Raw genomic sequence first — 16,569 nt, forward strand, 5'->3', positions numbered from 1 at the left:
CGGAACCGTCCGCGCGGCCTTCGGCCGGGCGGTGGACGCGGTGAGCTCGGGAATCTCCTCCGCCGTCGGTTTCGTCCGGGAACTGCCGGGACGCGCCGTCAGCGCCCTCGGCAACCTGGGGCGCCTCCTGCTCAACAAGGGCAAGGACCTCATCTCCGGGTTCGTCCGCGGCATCAGGAACGCCGCGGGAAGCATCGTCACCACGATCAAGAACTTCATCACCGACAAGATCCCCGGCTTCGTGAAGGACGCGCTGGGCATCAGCTCGCCCTCCCGAGTCATGGCCCAGCTGGGCGAGGCGATCGGCAGCGGGCTCGCCACGGGGATCCACGACAGTCAGCGAAACGTCGAGCGGGCCATGGACGACCTCGTCCCCGACCCCCGCCAGGCCGCGGCCCGGATCGCGGCGGCCCCCGCGGCGGCCGGCGGCGGAACGCTCCAACCAGGGGCCGGCCGGCGCGCGGACAACCCCGCCGCCGGTGTGACGGTGAACGTCCACCCCCGGGAGGGACAGTCCGAGTACGAGATCGGCCGCATGGTGGAACGCGAGTTGGCCTGGGCGGGAAAACGATGAACGAACAGTTGCAGCTACCCGTGTACACGGTGGACGACTGGTCCGGGAACACCCGGGACAACCGGGGCGTCGAGTGGTGGGTGACCGGCGACGAGGGGTGGACCGGTTCCCCGCCGCCACGTGTCGAACTCACCGACCGGCCCCAGCGGCACGGCGCCTTCGACGCCGCCTCCTACCGGTCGCCCCGCGTCATCACCCTGGAGGGGGTGGCCATCGCTCCCGACCGGCGCACCAAGGAGGAGGCCAAGGACCGCTTCGCCGCGCTGCTGGCGGACGGCTCCGCGCTGCGGCCGCTCGTGGTGCGGGAGCACACCGCCACCCGCAGGGTGGAGGTGCGGCTCACCGACGAGAGCCGGCTACGCGACACCACCCCGCACGCCTTCGAGTGGTCCCTCCAGGTCACCGCGCCCGACCCGAACCGCTACTCCGCCCGGCAGCACACCCGCTTCACCCCGGTACCCACCCGCGGGCCGGGGGTGGACTTCCCCCTCACCTTCCCGTTGGACTTCGGGCGGACCTCGGGAGGACGGTTCACCCTCACCAACGCCGGCACCATCCCCACCGCCCCGGTGTGGCACATCGACGGCCCGTGCGAGAACCCCGCCATCCAGGAGCTCAACGGCGACGGCCTGCTCGAGTTCGACATCTCCCTCACCGCGCGGCAGCGGCTCACCGTGGACGTGGACGCCCGCACGGTCGTGCTCGGCAGCGCGACCTCCCGGCGCGCGTCGCTGCGGGCGTACTCGCGCTGGTTCCCGCTGCGTCCCGGTGACAACACGATCCTGTTCCGCACCACGCGCGGCGGCCCCGACCCGCGGCCCGACGACCGGCCCGGGCTGCACGCGCGCTGGCGGGACGCCTGGCTGTGACGACAACCCCGACGTTCCCACGAAGGAGACACACGATGGCCGAGAGCCGCCCCGGCTGGGTCAACGGGATGAACCAGGACGACGCCCGCCTCGCGACCGGGCTGCTCGTCACCTCCGCGACCGGGGAGGGGGACAGCGGCGCCGCACGGACGGGCATGAGACCCGCCCCCGGCGAACCCGGCCGGGTCACTCCCTCCGACGGTGACGGCGGCTCCGGGCTCGTCACGGTGGCCCCGTTCCAGGCCGTCCTGGAGCTGCCCGACACGGGAGGGCCGTTCCTGGTGACGCTGGAGAACAACAAGGACCTCGACGTGTTCGGCGGTGCCCAACCCCCCGAGACCGACCCCCGGATCGACCTGGTCACGGCGCGCGTCACCGGGGTGGAGGACCGGCGGTTCGAGGTGACCGTCCGGCACGGCGACGCCGCGCCCGACCCGCGGCCGCCGGAGCCGGAACCCGGTGCTCTGCCGCTCGCCGAGATCACCATCGCTCCGGAGGCCACCGGGATCGGTCCCGACGACATCACCCCGCGTTGGCGGGAGCACCCGTTCACCTGCGCCGTCGGCGGGGTCCTCCCGGTGCGCGGCGCGGACGCCCGCCCCGGCAACGCCTACGAGGGCATGTACGTGCACCGGCTGGACACCGGAGACCTGGAGTGCCTGCACGACGGTACGTGGGTGACCTACCGCCGGCACCGCGACACCGGTTGGATCACGGTGGAGAACCTGGGTGAGGACTACGTGCACGGCGACGCCGGCGAGCTCGCCGTGCGCCGGATCGGCGAGACGGTCCACATGCGGGGTTCGGTGCAGAAGACCGTCGACGAGGGCCGCCCCGACATCACCGACCTGACCAGTATCAACACCCTCCGGGTGGAGGACGGGCCCGGATTCCGTCCGGACGCCCAGTACCACGCCCTGCTGCACACCCCCCGCAGTCCGCGCCGCCTCTACATCCTCCCCAGCGGGGAGGTGCGGGGAGCGCGGTTGTCCGGCATCGACGTGGACGGCGAACGCCAGACCCCCCTACCAGCCGGACGCGACCAGTACGTCCACGTCTCCTGGCTCACCGACGACCCGTGGCCCGACGTGTCCCCCGGGCCGAAACCGCCGCCGCCTGGTGCCCCTGATTTTCCTGGGCCTTATGGCGGACCTGACCACTGGTAACCCGAACGCCCCGGCACGGACCGGAACCCAGAGAGTGAGGCACCCATGCAGCCACCGCGGTGCTCCCCGGCCGGACGGCGGCTCCCATGAGCACGCGCTACACCTACTACGTCGTGGACCTCGCCGACGGCCGCATCATCGGCGACCTCCCCCTGACCGGGGTCTCCTTCAGCCGGGTGCTGAACGGTACGGGAAAGCTGCGGGCGAACCTGCCCACCCGCGCTCCCGGTGTGCGGGCGCTGGAGCCCCGCAGGCTCACCGAACCGGGGCGGAGCGCCGTGTACGTGGACCGGGACGACCGGCTGGTGTGGGGCGGCATCATCTGGACCACCCGCTACGCCGCCGCCGACGGAACCCTGGAGATCAGCGCAGCCGACTTCCTCTCCTACCTGGAGCACCGCTACGTCCTCCCGGCTCAGCCGCCCCGGGCGACGCCGGTGGCGCAGTGGCCCCCGGTGCGCATCCCCGAAGGGGGCGGCAGGGCCGACCAACTCGACATCGCCGCCGAACTCGTCCGCCTCGGGCAGCGCGGCGGCGGGATCACCCCCGGTATGGGGTTCCGGCGCGCCGGAAGGGACGACTCCCCCTCCGGGGTCGCGCGGTCGGTGGAGTACCGGCCCTACGAGTTCAAACCCGTCGCGGAGGCCCTCGACGACCTCGCCGCGGCGGAGGACGGGTTCGACTACACCTGCACCGTCAGCTGGAGTCGCGGGGTTCCGGAACCGGCCCTCCTCGTCGGTTCCCCCCGGCTCGGCCAGGAGGGGCAACCGCACCTGTGGGAGTACGGAGCCGGACTGGTGGACTTCACCTGGCCGGTGGACGGTGCCGACATGGCGACCCGGGTCTTCGCCCAGGGGGCCGGAAGCGAGTCCGAACAGCTCATCGCGGTGTCGCCGGAGGACGGGGAGGTCCCCCCGAAGCGCCCGCTGCTGGAGGACACCCTGTCGGTCCTGGACATCGGGGACCCCGCTCTGCTCCAGGCGCACGCCGACCGGCACCGGCGCGGCGCCGAACGGCCGATCGTCCTTCCCGAACTGACGGTCCGCGCCGACCGGCACCCCCGCCTCGGTTCCTACGAGGTCGGCGACCGCGCGCGGATTCTCATCGACGACCCGTTCCTCGGTCAGAGACGGGACGTCAGCACACGGATCACGGAGTTCGAGGTCGCTCCCGGAGCGGACGCGGGCGAGGAGCTCGTCCGGCTCACCGTACGCCCCGTTGGGGAGGTCGATGCCACGTGACCAGGAACGACCGCAGACCCAGCCTGCTGGACGAGCTGCGCGACCTCCGGCGCAGGATCAGCAGGCTGGAGGCGTCCTCGCACCGCACACCCCCGGCGGGAGCAGCGGAGTCCGCGGCGGTGGCCGCACCCGCGCCGGCACCGGGCGGACTGATACCGGCGCGGGTAGGCGACTGGTGGCGCTGCGACGCGCCCGAGTGGGAGGCCGTGGGCCTCACCTGGTGGGAACGCGGTACCGGGCGGGTCGGGCTCCTGCTGTCCGCCGTGGCCGACAGCGGCACCAGCGGCGAGGTGCGGCTGACCCTGGACGGACACCGGGTGGGGCCGGTGGTTCCCGTGACCGCGTCCACCGTCCGGGAGACGCGGATGGTGGACGTCAGCGGAGCCGCCGAACTGCGCGTCGAGGCGCGGCGCGACAGCGGCAGCGGCTACGTGCGGGTGGCCTGCGGCACGCGGTGACCCCACTCACCGGCGGGATCCGCCCCGTTCGCGGACGGAGGGGCGCCGCCCCTACCGCACCCGGCACCTACAGGGCACGCGCCGGCGGGGTCGCCCGGTCGGCGGTCACCAGCGTGTCGATGGCGATCCACGGGCCGCTCTCGCCCATCGCCTCCCGGGTCACCCTGCCGGCGCGGCGCATCCACACGGGGTAGCCGGCCTTGACGGCGGCGTCGGTGATGGTGTCGGAGATCTCGCTCGCCCGGTGCAGGATGTCGGGGTCGGAGGGTCCGCCCGTCCCGTGGACGAGGTTGTCCCGGTCGTGGCCGACGCTGATCAGCCTCCCGTCCGGTGCCAACGCGCGCACGGCGCCGCGCAGGACCCGGTCCCACTCCTCGGGTGGGAGGTGGAGGTAGGCCAGCAGCACGAGGTCGAAAGCTCCGGGTTCCGGTGCGTACTCGCGCGCGTCGGCGTACACCCAGTCGACGTCCACCTCCCGGGCGGCGGCGAGCCGCTTCCCCCGGTCGATGGCCACGGACGAGAACTCGGTGGCGGTCACCCGCCAGCCTCTCTCGGCCAGCCACGCCGCGTTGCGCCCCTCCCCGGCGGCCAGGTCCAATGCCCGCCCCGGGGAGAGTTCGGTGGCCATCTCCACCACGAACTGGTTAGGTTCCGCGCCCCACACCAGCTCGGACGAGCGGTACCGCTCGTCCCAGTCTTCCTGCTCCATGCCGTTCCTCCGTTCACCGACGCGCACCGTAGCCGCGCGCCGCACCGTTCTCCCCGCGGAAAGCCTGCCACGTGCCCGGGGGCCAGCGCTCGCAACGCGCCTCCCGACGGTCCGCACCGCCTCGGGTAAGGGCAGCGGCCGGACGAGCGTCGCCGGGTTCCCGCCCCACCGGCCGGACCGTTCCGGCCGCGGCCCGCCCGGTTCCGGGGGTGCGGCTCGCGTTTCCCGGCGCGGGGGACTCCGGTTTCACCCGGCTGGCGACGATATCCGAACCAACCGCCGAAAGTACCGCACACGCGGGGATGTGGGGACCTTTCCCGCACCGCGGGCACCCGCCGGCGGCGCCCGAACCGTGCCGTCGCACCCCGGGAGGGTCGCCCCCTCCCGGGCGGACAGGTCCGGGTCCCGCGCGGCACCGGTTGGCCGGATGCGGCCACGGGACGTCCCCGCGCGTGGCTCCGCGAACCGGCGGGAGGATGGTGCCCTCTCGGCTACGGTGGGAGGCCGTATGCCGCCGGTCACCCGCCCCTGGTGTGGAAGGAGCGCCCGTGCCGAACATCGCCGAGGCCCTGGCCGCGCTGACCGACCTTCCCTTCCCACTGGTCCTCGTGGTCGCCGGGGCTTTCGCTCTCGCGGAGTGCACGTTCGGCCTGGGGTTCCTGGTTCCGGGTGAGACCGCGCTGCTCGTCACCGCGGCCAGTGTCGACAGCGTCGGCGCCTACGCCGTGATGACGCTGCTCGTCGCGGTGTGTGCCCTGACCGGCGACACCATCGGCTACGTGGTGGGACGGCGCTGGGGGTACCGGTTGCGCGACAGCCGGGTCGTGGCCCGGGTGGGACGGAGCCACTGGGACCGGGCCGCGCGGCTGCTCTACCGGTACGGCGCGTGGGCGGTCGTCGCCGCGCGGTTCCTCCCGATCGTGCGCACCCTGACACCGGCGGCGGCCGGCGCCAGCCAGCTCGAGTTCCTGCGGTTCCTTCCGGCCGCGGCCGTGGGCGCGCTGGGGTGGTCCGGTCTGCACGTCGGGGTGGGGGCCGCCGCCGGGGCCGCGGCCCGCACGATCGAGGAGGTCCTCGGCAAGGCGAGCTGGGTCGTCCTGGCAGCGGCCGTGCTGGTCGTGCTCGTCACGGTCCTCGTCCGGCGGCGCCGCGCGGCCGCGAAACAGCCGGACCCGCCCGAGGAGTCAGGTAAGGAGCCCGCGGAACCGGTCCCGCAGTAACGACCGGCGGCAGCGGCTCCGCCCCCTCCCCCTGTCCCTCCCGGCGCTCGGCGCCGGGAGGGACAGGGGGAGGGGGTGCGGGTCCCGGCCCGCCGGATCGTGCCGGAGTGCCGCTGGCGCGGTAAGCCCGTCCGGGGAGACCCCGCCGCGCACCGGTAATCCCACCCGCCGCACGGTTCACTGACGAACGGACGAACACAGCGGGCCGCGTACGGCCCCGGGCCCGCCTCTCGGAACCGCGCCCCGACGCTCCGGCGCGCGAGGGCCCCTCCCCCGAACGACACCCCGGCCGGGAACACGCGTATATGCGATATTCCCGGCCGGCCGGGAACCGCGTTCCGGCCCGCGGAGGGAATCCCGCGAACACGGGAAGCATCGCGCCTCTCCCGCGAACGACACTTGTTCCCGTGCGCGCACCGACCAGCGAACGGTTCCCCGGGAAAACGGGACGCTCCGATCCCCGCGATCGTCCGTCCGGATCCCCGCTTCCTATCTCCGGGCGGGAGGTGGCTCCCGTCCCCGTTCCCGAACGACTCCCGAGTCCGAACTCGACGCACACGCTCACCACAACAAGGCGATCATGATGCACAACGACGCTCCGGTCCCGGTCGCGAAGGAAAACCGCCCAGCACCGCACCCCCTCCCGGACGGGCGGGGGACCCGCGGGCACCACCCCCGCCGGTTCCCGCGCGGGGACGTGCTCCGGCGGAAGAACAGGACACCCCGGTGATGGGCACCGTCGTCCAGAAGTTCGGCGGCAGCTCCCTCAGCGGCCACGAACACGTCATGCGCACCGCGGAGACCATACGCCGCACCCGGGAGAAGGGGGTCGTGCCAGTGGTCTGCGTCTCCGCGCGGGGAGACACCACCGACGACCTCATCGCGGAGTCGGCCCGGTTCCACGCGGGCAACAAGCGGGAACTGGACCAGCTGCTCTCCACGGGGGAGATCGCCTCGGCCGCCTACACGGCGATGGCCCTGGCCGCCCGAGGGGTGCCCGCCGTGTCCCTGACGGGGCAGCAGGCCGGCGTGTCCGCCACCGGCTCCCGGGACGAGATCCGGATATCCGACATCGAACCGCAGCGGATCCTCGCCCACGTGCGCGAGGGAACCGTGGTCGTCGTCGCCGGGTTCCAGGGCATGGACACGATCGGTGACATCCGCACGCTCGGACGGGGCGGTTCGGACACCACCGCGGTCGCGCTCGCCGCCAAGCTCGGCGCCGACGCCTGCGAGATACACACCGACGTGGACGGGATCCACACCGCGGACCCGCGCATCGTTCCCAACGCCCGTCTCATCCCCGCCATCCCGCCCGGGGTGATGCACGAGATGGCGATATCCGGGGCGCGGGTGATCCACGCCCGCGCGGCCGAGCTGGCCGCCGCGAACGGGGTCGACATTTCCGTCCACAACTCTGCCACCCGCACACACGGAACCACGATCCCCGGACGGGGTGAGGAGATGCTCGAAAACACCGGATTCACCGTCGCCGTCACACACGACACGAACATCGCACGCGTTCTCGTCCACCGCGAGGGCCCGGCGCACGATCTCGGGCAGATCGTCCTGGAACTGCTGTCCGAACGCCTCCTGCCGATCGACCTGCTCGGGTGGGTCGGGAACGGCCCCCGCGGCGCGAACACCGGGTTCACGGTCCGCACCGAGCGGCTGCGTGACACCGAGGACGCGCTGAGCGAGGCCGCGCGGAAGTTCGACCTCTCCTACTCCGTGAGCACCGGCCTCGGCCAGGTCTCACTGGTGGGGATCGGGCTGCTCAACCGCCCCGACTACACGGCCCGGATACTGCGTTGCCTGCACGGCCTCGGCATCACCGCGGACTGGGTGAGCACCACCCAGTCGCGCACCACCGTGCTCGTCCCGGCCGAACGCACGGGTGAGGCCACCGCGGCGGTCCACGACGAGTTCGGCCTGGGGGAACCGGACACCGCCGGATCCATGGCAGTGCCCACGAGAGAAGGGATACAGCAATGACTCCGTACCAATCGCCGGCGGCCCGGCTGCGCATGCTGCGGCTGCACCGCCACGGAGACGACCGGCTCTTCGTGGTTCCGCTCGACCACTCCGTCGCCGACGGCCCGATCACCGCCGGGAACCGCCTGGACCCGCTGGTCAGCACCCTGGCGGACAACGGCGCCGACGCCGTCGTCCTGCACAAGGGGCGGGTTCCCTATGTCGACCCCCGCCGGTTCACCGGGATCGGTCTCATCGTGCACCTGAGCGCCAGCACCATGCACGCGCCCGACCCCGACGCGAAGTACCTCGTCGCCAGTGTGCGGACGGCCATCCGGTTGGCGGCCGACGCCGTGAGCGTGCACGTCAACATGGGCTCGGAGGAGGAGCGCCAGCAGATCGCCGACCTGGGAACGGTGGCCGACGCCTGCTCCGAGTGGAACATCCCGCTCCTGGCGATGATGTACCCCCGGGGGCCGCGGGTCGAGAACCCGCGCGACCCCGCTCTCCTCGCCCACGCGGCCTCGCTGGCCACGGACCTCGGCGCGGACATTGTGAAGATCCCCTGGGCGGAGACGCAGCAGGAGATGGCCGACGTGGTACGCGGGAGCGCCCTCCCGGTCATCACCGCCGGCGGCTCCCCCGACCCCGACCCCGCCAACGTGCTGGCGCACGTCTCCCGGCTGCTGGACGCGGGCACCGCCGGCGTGGCGATGGGGCGCAACATCTTCGAGGCCCCCGACCCCGGAGGGATCACCCGCCGGGTGGCGGACGTGGTCCACCCCTCCCCCGCCGCTCCCGTTCCCGCACCCGACACCCCCGCCCTGAGCCTCAACCGCTGAGTGCCCGCCCCCGGCGGGCGCCCCGTCCCGGCACGTCCCGGAGACACACCCCTGGAGAGAAGAGGAGAGACAGTGAAACTGACCTGGCTGGACCTACGCGAACGCGGAGAGGCCACCTCGGCCATCCTGGAGGAGGCGATCCACCAGCGCGTCGACAGCGTGGTCGCCTCCGACCCGGCCCTGCTGGCGGACCTGCCCCCGACCGTGACCGGTGTCCTGTTCCCCGACGGACCGGAGCTGCCCGGCGACTTCGGCGCGGCGCGGGTCGTCATCGTCGACCCCGCACTGCACGGGGACACCACCGTGCTGAGCAAGGAGCACCCCGAGGTGGAGTTCGGGCGGTTCGTGGACGTCTCCGACGCCCAGACCCTGGAGGAGGCCTGCGAGGCCGCCCGGACGGAGCGGTGGAGCGTGCTGCGGTTCCGCGACCCCACCAAGATCCCCCTGGAGATCGTGATCGCGGCCGCCGCCGAGGCGGACGGCGGGATCATCACCGAGGTCGCCGACGTCGAGGAGGCCGAGATCGTCTTCGGGGTCCTGGAACACGGCTCCGACGGGGTGCTGCTGGCACCGCGCGCGGTCGGCGACGCGACGGCGCTGCGGGCCGCCTCTGCCCAGGCCCCCGGGAAGCTCGAACTGGTCGAGCTGGAGGTGCGCTCGACCGAGCACATCGGCATGGGTGAGCGCGCCTGCGTGGACACCTGCTCCCACTTCCGCGAGGACGAGGGAATCCTGGTGGGGTCGCACTCCAAGGGCATGATCCTGTGCGTGAGCGAGACCCACCCGCTGCCGTACATGCCGACGCGGCCCTTCCGGGTGAACGCGGGGGCGATCCACTCCTACACCCTGGCCGAGGGGAGGCGCACCCGGTACCTGAGCGAGCTCCGGACGAACAGCACGGTGCTCGCCGTGGACGTGGAGGGACGCAGCAGGCACGTGCCCGTGGGCCGGGTGAAGATCGAGTCGCGTCCGCTGATCTCGATCGACGCCGCCGCCTCCGACGGGCGCAGCGTCAACCTGATCCTGCAGGACGACTGGCACGTGCGGGTGCTCGGTCCCGGCGGCGCCGTGCTGAACAGTACGGAACTGCGCCCCGGCGACCGGGTTCTGGGTTACCTCCCCGCGGAGGACCGCCACGTCGGCTACCCGATCCACGAGTTCTGCCTGGAGAAGTGAGCGCGACGGCGGGGCGGGCCCGGGGTTCCCTCCCCGGACCCGCCCCGTTCTGTCTGCCGGTCGGGTGCTGCGGCTACTCGGGCCGGGCGATGAGCACACTCGTCGGGGAGGGGGTGTCGCGGATCTCGTCGAGGCGCAGCCCCGCCGTGCGGAACAGGGGGTCGAGTTCCCGCTCGGTCCGGATCCGGCCGTGCAGCAGGGCCAGCATCACGATGTCCTCGAACTTGCCGAAGTGCGGGGAGTCCCCGGCCGGCGGCACCTCGTCGATGACGACCAGCGCCCCGTCCGGGGCCATGGCGCGCCGGACGTTGGACAGCATCCGCGTGGCGTCCTCGTCGTTCCAGTCGTGCAGCGTCCAGGAGATGACGTACAGGTCGCCCCCCTCGGGAACCGCCTCGAGGAAGTCCCCGCCGGCGCAACGCACCCGGTCCGCCACCCCGGCGCGGCGCACCACCTCCTCGGCCTCGGGAACGACCCGGGGCAGGTCGAGGACCACCGCGGTCAGGTCCGGGTGGCGCTGGGCGATCTCGGCGGCGAGGTGGCCCTGCCCACCGCCGACGTCCACCAGGTGGCGCACCCCCGTGAAGTCGTAGGTGTCCAGCACCTCGGAGTTGACGCGCCGCGACATCGTGCCCATGGCCCGGTTGAACAGCGTCCCGAGCTCGGGGCGCTCGGCGAAGTACTCCCACCACGCCGCGCCGTTCGCGTGCTCGAACGACGGCTCTCCGGTCCGCACGCTGTGGGTCACCGCGGCGAAGGCCCGTTGACGCTCGGGCAGGCCCACGTAGCGCGCGACGTCGCGCATCGAACCGTTGACGTCGCTGCACAGCGTCTCCGACAGCGGTGTCTGGCCGAAGACCCCCGGTTCCACCTCGGTGAAGACGCCGGTACTGGCCAGGGCCCGCATGGCCCGGTAGAGCGAGTCCCGGTGCGTCCCCGTGGCCGAGGCGAGCTCCCCGACGGGCCGGGGGCCGCCGGTGAGCTCGTCGGGCAGCCCCAGTTCGGCCGCGGTGATCAGCAGCTGGCTCACGATGGAGCTGTACAGCATCTGGTACATCCGGACGTCCGGCGGTGTCTCCGCCGTGCTGAGCGCCCCGCCGGGCATGTCCGGGGTGCCTGCGGCGCTTCCCGCGCCGTTCGTGGCGGGCTGGTGGGCGGTGTCGGTCACCATGCTCTCCTCGTGTCTCGTTGTTTCGGGTCGCCCGTCTGCGCGGGCAGCGCGTGGAGTACGGCGCTTAGGTCCTGTTTTTGGGCGCTGTTCGTCGCGGGCGGCGTCTCCGGTACCGCCCCGGCACGGCCGGTCAGGGAGGCGGAGCGGACCCTCCGCCAACCGGCGGGAACACCGCCGGGCGGTGTCCCGGGGCGACGCGCGGCAGGACAAGCGTCCGAAAAACAGGCCCTAGACGGCGGCTGTCTCCGAGGACACGCGTCCGCCGGCGGTGAGCGCCGTCGCGAACCGCTCCCGCAGCCGGCGTTTGAGCACCTTGCCGGTGGGGCCGGTCGGGAAGTCCTCCGGGCTGCTGGCGACGGTCACACCACGCAGCCGTGCCATCCCCTGGCGGGACAGCGCCCGGTTGCACGCCGCCAGGAGGTCGCGTGGGGCGTCCACGGGGTCGGCGAGCCGCACAACCGCGAACGGGACGGAGGCCTCCGACTCGGGGTCGTCCACCGCGAACACCGCGCAGTCGGCGATCCCGGCGCACCCCAGCACCACCTCCTCCATCGGGAGGCTGTAGACCGGGCCGCCGGTGGTGTGGATGACGTCGGGAACCCGGTCCACGTGGTACAGCCGCCCCTCGTCGGACCGGTACACGATGTCGCCGGTCAGCCAGTAGCCGGAGAACGACGACTGGACGGTACGCGCGGAGTCGTTCCAGTAGCCGGGGGTGACGGTGGGGGTACGCACACCGAGGCGGCCGACGTACCCGTCCGGTAGGGTGCGCCCCTCCTCGTCGAGTACGGCCACCTCGTCGACGACGTCGATGGGGACTCCGACGCAGCGGCCGTAGTCGCCGGTCTCCGGAGCGCTGACCTTGCGGAACAGGGCCATTCCCATCTCGGAGGAGCCGAGCCCGTCCACGAACCGGGAGCCGGGCAGTTCTCCCCCCTCGCCGTCCGGGCGGCGCCCGTGCCGGACCAGCTCCCGGATGTGCGCCTCGTGGGCGGAGTCGCCGGTGTTGATCCACGTGTGCACCGCGTCCGCGCCCGCGCCGTCCAGGTCGAGCCCGGCCAGTTCCACGTAGGTCTGGGGGAAGGCGACGACCAGGGTGGGGTGGAACACGCGCATGGCCTCCCGTACCGCCTCCCCGCCGGTGTCGGCCATCACCCGGGTGGGCAGCCCCAGCAGGGTGGCGGTCATCAGGTAGCTGATGCCGGCGGAGTGCGCCTGGGGAAGAGCGGTGAGCAGGCGGTCGCCGTCGGCGGCCTGCGGGAACTCGAGCAGGCGTTCACGCTTGCCGAGGAAGAACTGCCGGTGCCCGAACATCGCGGCTTTGGGAGCTCCGGTGGTGCCGGAGGTGTGGCAGAGCATCACGGGGTCCTGGTCCGCGTGCGGGTAGGGGAAGAGCGCGGGCAGCCGGTGTTCGGGGGAGGGAGAGTGCGGCAGCCGGTCCGCCTCGGCCCGGAAACGCGTCGCGCGGGGGAGCGCTCCGCTCTCCTGCAGCGCGGCCAGGTGGCGGGCAGAGGCGACGGTTCCGACGACGCCGATCCGCGCCATGTAGTCAGCCGCCACACCGGCGGCCATGTTGCCGTTGACCAGGGCCGGTACCGCGCCCAGCGAGCTGAGGGCGAGGTAGTGCAGGAAGTACCCGATCCCCTCGTCAAGGTAAACCCCCACGGGGTCGCCCTTGCGCACCCCGTTCTCGTGGTACCAGGCGGCGTAGGCGTCCCGTATCCCGGCGATCCGGTTCAGGCTGAACGGTTCGGGGGCATCGGCGGTGTCACCGCCCGGGGGCGCTGCCCACAGGAAGGGGGTGTCGGGTGCGGGGTGGAGTTCGAGGACCCGGTCGAGGAACGTGCCCATCCCCAGGCTCTCGTCGTCGAACAGCCGCCTGCGGACCTCCAGCGGGGTTCCCGCTGACGGCGGGGACGCGTGTACGTGTTGGTGCTGATCGGTGCTCATGGAGCCCTCCTCCGCGAGATTCGGCGATGCCGCGGTACCGCCGCCGGCGCGGGACCCGGGGGTGGTGCCCGACGGGCGCGCCGGCGGCGGTCTCGGTCACGCACCACCGAGAATGGCGGGGGCGGCCGCGGTGGATCATCACGTGTTCGCGCTATCGGAGCCCCGGGAGGAGTCGCCGTCCGGAAGCCCGGACACGGGATGACCGCCGTTGGAGAGCACCCAGCGGGTCAGTTCGACCCTGCTGTTCATCCCGAGCTTGGTGAAGCTGTGCCGCAGGTGGCTGTCCACGGTGTGGGGAGAGAGGTTGAGCTTGTTCGCGACGTCCCGGTTGGTGAGCCCCTCGGCCACCAGCCGCGCCACACGCAGCTCCGAATCAGTCAGACCGGTGGCGTCGGCGCGTTCCCACTCGGGTTCGGCCGCGCTCTCCGGCTGCGGCACCACCAGCCGCCCGAGCCGTTCCTCCACCCGGCGCACCCCGCGCCCGGCGTCGCACGACCGGTAACTGGCCAGCGCCGAGCGCAGGTGCTCGGCCGCCGCGGCGCCGTGCCCCTCCCGCTCCTCGGCCAGGGCCAGGTCCTCCACGGCCACGGCCGTGGCCAGTACCCGCGGACCGCTCCGGTACACCTCCGCGGCGGAGCGGAGCCGCTCCGTGTCGGTGTACAGCACTCCCTCGGCGTGCAGCGCCGCGGCCACGACCGTCGGCACCTCCGGGTTGCGTTCCCGCAGCTCCCGGGCCGAGCCGGTGACCGCCTCCGCGAGCCGCTCCTCCCCGGCGGCCAGTGCCATGCCCGCGATGTGCGGCGCGGCCTGCGGGGTCCGGGCCAGCAGGCGGACGCGTGCGTGCCCCGAGCTCAGGTGCCGGGCCAGCACGGCGGCCCCGTGGTCCGGGTACCCCTCCGCCTCCGCGACCATCGCGGCCGTCCAGGCGAGCTCGGCGCTCGGACGCTGGCCGGCCTCCACCGCCGTGGACCACGCCTCCTCGGTGTAGGAGCGGCTCGCCGCGACCTCGTCCCGGTGCAGAGCCACCCGCGCCAGGAGTGTCAGCAGCCGGACCGTCTGCGGTGTGGTGCTCAGCCGTTCCGCGATCCGCGCGCCCATCTCGGCCTCGATCCGGGCCTCCGCGAGCCGTCCCGCGGCCACCCGCAGCTCGGCCAGGTGGGAGTACCACACCGGCTGCGACCACGCGGTGTCGAACTGTTCGAGGTCGGCCTGGTCGGTGACCAGTGCCTCCTCGGCGTCCTCCAGCCGGTCGGTGGCGGCCAGCGCCGCGGCCAGCCAGAGCCGGGGGTGCCGGTGGCGGTCCTGGTCGCCCGCCTCGTCGGCGGAGCGCGCCGCCACCGACCCGAACAGCACGGCGGAGCCCAGCTCGCCCCGCTCCAGGGCCTCCCGGCTCCGCGCCGCGTACCCGCCGACCAGGGACCGGGTGTCCCCGGTACGACGCGCGGAGTCGACGGCCTGGCCTGCGGCGACCGCGGCCTCGCCGAGGCCGTCGGGACCGCTCGACTCGTCCAACAGGCCGTGTGCCCGGATCCCCTGCAGCTGCCCCCGTGTCGTCTCGGAGATGCCCGGGCTGGCGAGCGCCCTGCCCGTGGTCGCGATCATCTCCCGGACGCGGCCGTTCAGGTAGGAGACGTCGGCCAGGGCGAGCAGGATCTCTCCCCCCTCCTCCGGCGATGCGCCGTCCCGCATGGCCTCCTCTGCGAGCTGCTGGGCCTCCTCCCACCGGCCCGCCGTCGCCAGCAGCCGGATCGCGTCGGAGACGACCAGGGGCCGGTGCCCGTCCCCGGCGCCCATCCTCCGCAGCATGTACAGGATCAGGTCGGCGGCGGCTCCCGGGGTGGTCGGCCTGTTCCGTTCCCCTTCCCGGAACAGGGCCACCGCCGTCTCCCCGGTGGCGGCCTTCGCCCCCGGGGACCGGGTCTCACCCGGTTCCGCACCGCGCTGCTGGGACAGTGCCTCCGCGGCCTCCTGCAGGGTCGTCCGGACGCCGCGCGCCAACGAGTTGTGCAGGGCCGTCCTGATCAGGTCGTGCCGGAAGGAGAACTCCCGCCCCTTCTCCACCAGGGCACCCGCCTCCACCGCCTCGTTGAGGGCGGGCAGGATGTCGATGGGCGGTTGGCCGACCAGACCGGCGGCCTCGGCCACGGTGAAGGGGCGGTCCAGCACGGAGCCGGCCTGGAGCAGCCACCGGGTGTTCTCCGACAGGCCGGACAGCAGCTGTTCGGCCTCCGGAAGCAGCTCCGGGGAGAGTTCCGCGTCCCCGAGGACCGCCACACCGTTGTCGATCCCCACGAGGCCGTTGTCGCGCAGCGACCGCACCAGTTCCTTCACCAGGAACGGGTTCCCGCCGCTGCGTGCGGTGAGTTCCCGCAGCCTGCGGTCGGGTTCCGAGCCGACCAGTGTGGTGAGCAGCCCGACCGTCTCGGTGTCGGACAGCGGGTCGAGGGAGACGAGTCGGGCCTCCTCGCGGACCAGCCAGTCGAGGGTCCGTTGCGCGTATCCCGGTGACTTGCCGGGGCGTCGGGCGAAAACCCACAGAACGGGCGCCGGCCTCAGCTCCGAGACGAGAACGCGCATGGCGAGTGCGGTGATCTTGTCCGCCCACTGCGCGTCGTCGAGCAGAATGACCACGGGGTTGTCACGGGCGAGCGTGGAGATCCGCTCCCTGAGACTCTCGACGACGCGCAGCCCGTCCTCCTCCGCGCCCCTCCGTCCGAACCGGTGCGCGGCGCACGGGAACCCGCGCAGGGTGGCCATCGGCATGAGGTGGTCGAGCTCAGTGGCGGCCGCGGAGAGCACGGGGACGTCCTGCCGCACGGCGTGCTCCCGCACCTCCCCGAGCAGCCAGGTCTTGCCGAGACCGGTGTCGCCCTCGACGACGACGCATCCCCCCGTCCCGTCCCGCAGCGCGTCAACCTCCCGGAACAGGTCGTCCAGAATCTCCCTTCTCCCGTTCAGCGTCCTCCGAGGCGCGTGCTCCATCATGCGTGTCCCCCTGATATAGCACTGCGGTCGGCGCGGACGCCCGGACCGGCCCACCCGGGTTTCCCCGGCTCCGCGGGGTCACGTTCCACGGTGCGGCCGAATTCGAGCAGAGCGCGCCGGAACGGAGGAAAACAGCTTCGACCCTGTCGAACAATTCACGGTTCGGTGTTCCCCCGTCTCACATCAGAAACGAAAACATCATATATATGATCTTTCTTTGTGATAAGAACCTGT

The 16,569-nt window shown here is 72.8% G+C and carries 13 protein-coding genes; 9 read left to right on the plus strand and 4 right to left on the minus strand.

Going from position 1 to position 16,569, the window contains the following annotated elements:
• The 5 genes from FHX37_RS22975 to FHX37_RS17620 form a co-directional block, all read left to right on the plus strand.
• The coding region (locus tag FHX37_RS22975) for a phage tail protein (protein ID WP_211351943.1) at nucleotides 1-574 on the plus strand (574 nt) is incomplete at its 5' end.
• Entirely contained in the window at nucleotides 571-1,443 is an 873-nt protein-coding gene (locus FHX37_RS17605; RefSeq protein ID WP_141925341.1) for a phage distal tail protein, read from the plus strand. The genes FHX37_RS22975 and FHX37_RS17605, both read left to right, overlap by 4 nt.
• Nucleotides 1,444-1,478: 35 nt before the next feature.
• Nucleotides 1,479-2,609 (plus strand): hypothetical protein, encoded by a 1,131-nt coding sequence (locus tag FHX37_RS17610; RefSeq protein WP_141925342.1) that lies wholly within the window; start codon nucleotides 1,479-1,481, stop codon nucleotides 2,607-2,609.
• An 86-nt stretch (nucleotides 2,610-2,695) separates the two neighbouring features.
• Nucleotides 2,696-3,850, plus strand: coding sequence for a hypothetical protein (locus FHX37_RS17615; RefSeq protein WP_141925343.1), 1,155 nt, complete (start codon nucleotides 2,696-2,698; stop codon nucleotides 3,848-3,850).
• Entirely contained in the window at nucleotides 3,847-4,308 is a 462-nt protein-coding gene (locus FHX37_RS17620; protein ID WP_141925344.1) for a hypothetical protein, read from the plus strand. Before FHX37_RS17615 ends, FHX37_RS17620 begins: the two co-directional genes overlap by 4 nt.
• Before the next feature lie 67 nt (nucleotides 4,309-4,375).
• On the opposite strand, the gene FHX37_RS17625 is transcribed toward FHX37_RS17620, so the two are convergent.
• Nucleotides 4,376-5,017 (minus strand): class I SAM-dependent methyltransferase, encoded by a 642-nt coding sequence (locus FHX37_RS17625; RefSeq protein ID WP_141925345.1) that lies wholly within the window; start codon nucleotides 5,015-5,017, stop codon nucleotides 4,376-4,378.
• Nucleotides 5,018-5,565: 548 nt separating this feature from the next.
• Here FHX37_RS17625 and FHX37_RS17630 point away from each other — a divergent pair.
• The 4 genes from FHX37_RS17630 to FHX37_RS17645 all read left to right on the plus strand — a co-directional run bounded on the left by FHX37_RS17630 (nucleotide 5,566) and on the right by FHX37_RS17645 (nucleotide 10,229).
• Entirely contained in the window at nucleotides 5,566-6,237 is a 672-nt protein-coding gene (locus tag FHX37_RS17630; RefSeq protein WP_141925346.1) for a DedA family protein, read from the plus strand.
• 729 nt (nucleotides 6,238-6,966) lie between these two features.
• Nucleotides 6,967-8,232 (plus strand): aspartate kinase, encoded by a 1,266-nt coding sequence (locus FHX37_RS17635; protein ID WP_141925347.1) that lies wholly within the window; start codon nucleotides 6,967-6,969, stop codon nucleotides 8,230-8,232.
• Nucleotides 8,229-9,053 (plus strand): 2-amino-3,7-dideoxy-D-threo-hept-6-ulosonate synthase, encoded by an 825-nt coding sequence (locus tag FHX37_RS17640; protein ID WP_141925348.1) that lies wholly within the window; start codon nucleotides 8,229-8,231, stop codon nucleotides 9,051-9,053. The genes FHX37_RS17635 and FHX37_RS17640 overlap by 4 nt, the downstream gene beginning before the upstream one ends.
• Nucleotides 9,054-9,125: 72 nt before the next feature.
• A complete protein-coding gene (locus FHX37_RS17645) occupies nucleotides 9,126-10,229 on the plus strand; it encodes a 3-dehydroquinate synthase II (RefSeq protein WP_141925349.1) in 1,104 nt (367 codons plus the stop codon).
• Nucleotides 10,230-10,302: 73 nt separating this feature from the next.
• On the opposite strand, the gene FHX37_RS17650 is transcribed toward FHX37_RS17645, so the two are convergent.
• The 3 genes from FHX37_RS17650 to FHX37_RS17660 all read right to left on the minus strand — a co-directional run bounded on the left by FHX37_RS17650 (nucleotide 10,303) and on the right by FHX37_RS17660 (nucleotide 16,335).
• Complete coding sequence (locus FHX37_RS17650; RefSeq protein WP_211351944.1) at nucleotides 10,303-11,400, minus strand: methyltransferase; 1,098 nt, start codon at nucleotides 11,398-11,400, stop codon at nucleotides 10,303-10,305.
• Between the two features lie 228 nt (nucleotides 11,401-11,628).
• The gene (locus FHX37_RS17655; RefSeq protein WP_141925350.1) at nucleotides 11,629-13,350 is read right to left on the minus strand and encodes a class I adenylate-forming enzyme family protein; all 1,722 of its coding nucleotides are present in this window, start codon (nucleotides 13,348-13,350) and stop codon (nucleotides 11,629-11,631) included.
• A gap of 138 nt (nucleotides 13,351-13,488) precedes the next feature.
• On the minus strand, nucleotides 13,489-16,335 hold the full coding sequence (locus tag FHX37_RS17660) for a helix-turn-helix transcriptional regulator (protein ID WP_141925351.1): 2,847 nt from the start codon (nucleotides 16,333-16,335) through the stop codon (nucleotides 13,489-13,491).
• Nucleotides 16,336-16,569 lie beyond the last annotated feature (234 nt).

Source organism: Haloactinospora alba (genome assembly GCF_006717075.1).
In the GTDB taxonomy this organism is placed as follows: domain Bacteria; phylum Actinomycetota; class Actinomycetes; order Streptosporangiales; family Streptosporangiaceae; genus Haloactinospora; species Haloactinospora alba.

What these genes read in the sequence shown, in the direction of transcription:
- FHX37_RS17605 (WP_141925341.1), top strand. Translation starts at nt 571, where the DNA reads ATGAACGAACAGTTGCAGCTACCCGTGTACACGGTGGACGACTGGTCC.
- FHX37_RS17610 (WP_141925342.1), top strand. Translation starts at nt 1,479, where the DNA reads ATGGCCGAGAGCCGCCCCGGCTGGGTCAACGGGATGAACCAGGACGAC.
- FHX37_RS17615 (WP_141925343.1), top strand. Translation starts at nt 2,696, where the DNA reads ATGAGCACGCGCTACACCTACTACGTCGTGGACCTCGCCGACGGCCGC.
- FHX37_RS17625 (WP_141925345.1), bottom strand. Translation starts at nt 5,017, where the DNA reads ATGGAGCAGGAAGACTGGGACGAGCGGTACCGCTCGTCCGAGCTGGTG.
- FHX37_RS17635 (WP_141925347.1), top strand. Translation starts at nt 6,967, where the DNA reads ATGGGCACCGTCGTCCAGAAGTTCGGCGGCAGCTCCCTCAGCGGCCAC.
- FHX37_RS17640 (WP_141925348.1), top strand. Translation starts at nt 8,229, where the DNA reads ATGACTCCGTACCAATCGCCGGCGGCCCGGCTGCGCATGCTGCGGCTG.
- FHX37_RS17650 (WP_211351944.1), bottom strand. Translation starts at nt 11,400, where the DNA reads ATGGTGACCGACACCGCCCACCAGCCCGCCACGAACGGCGCGGGAAGC.
- FHX37_RS17655 (WP_141925350.1), bottom strand. Translation starts at nt 13,350, where the DNA reads ATGAGCACCGATCAGCACCAACACGTACACGCGTCCCCGCCGTCAGCG.
- FHX37_RS17660 (WP_141925351.1), bottom strand. Translation starts at nt 16,335, where the DNA reads ATGATGGAGCACGCGCCTCGGAGGACGCTGAACGGGAGAAGGGAGATT.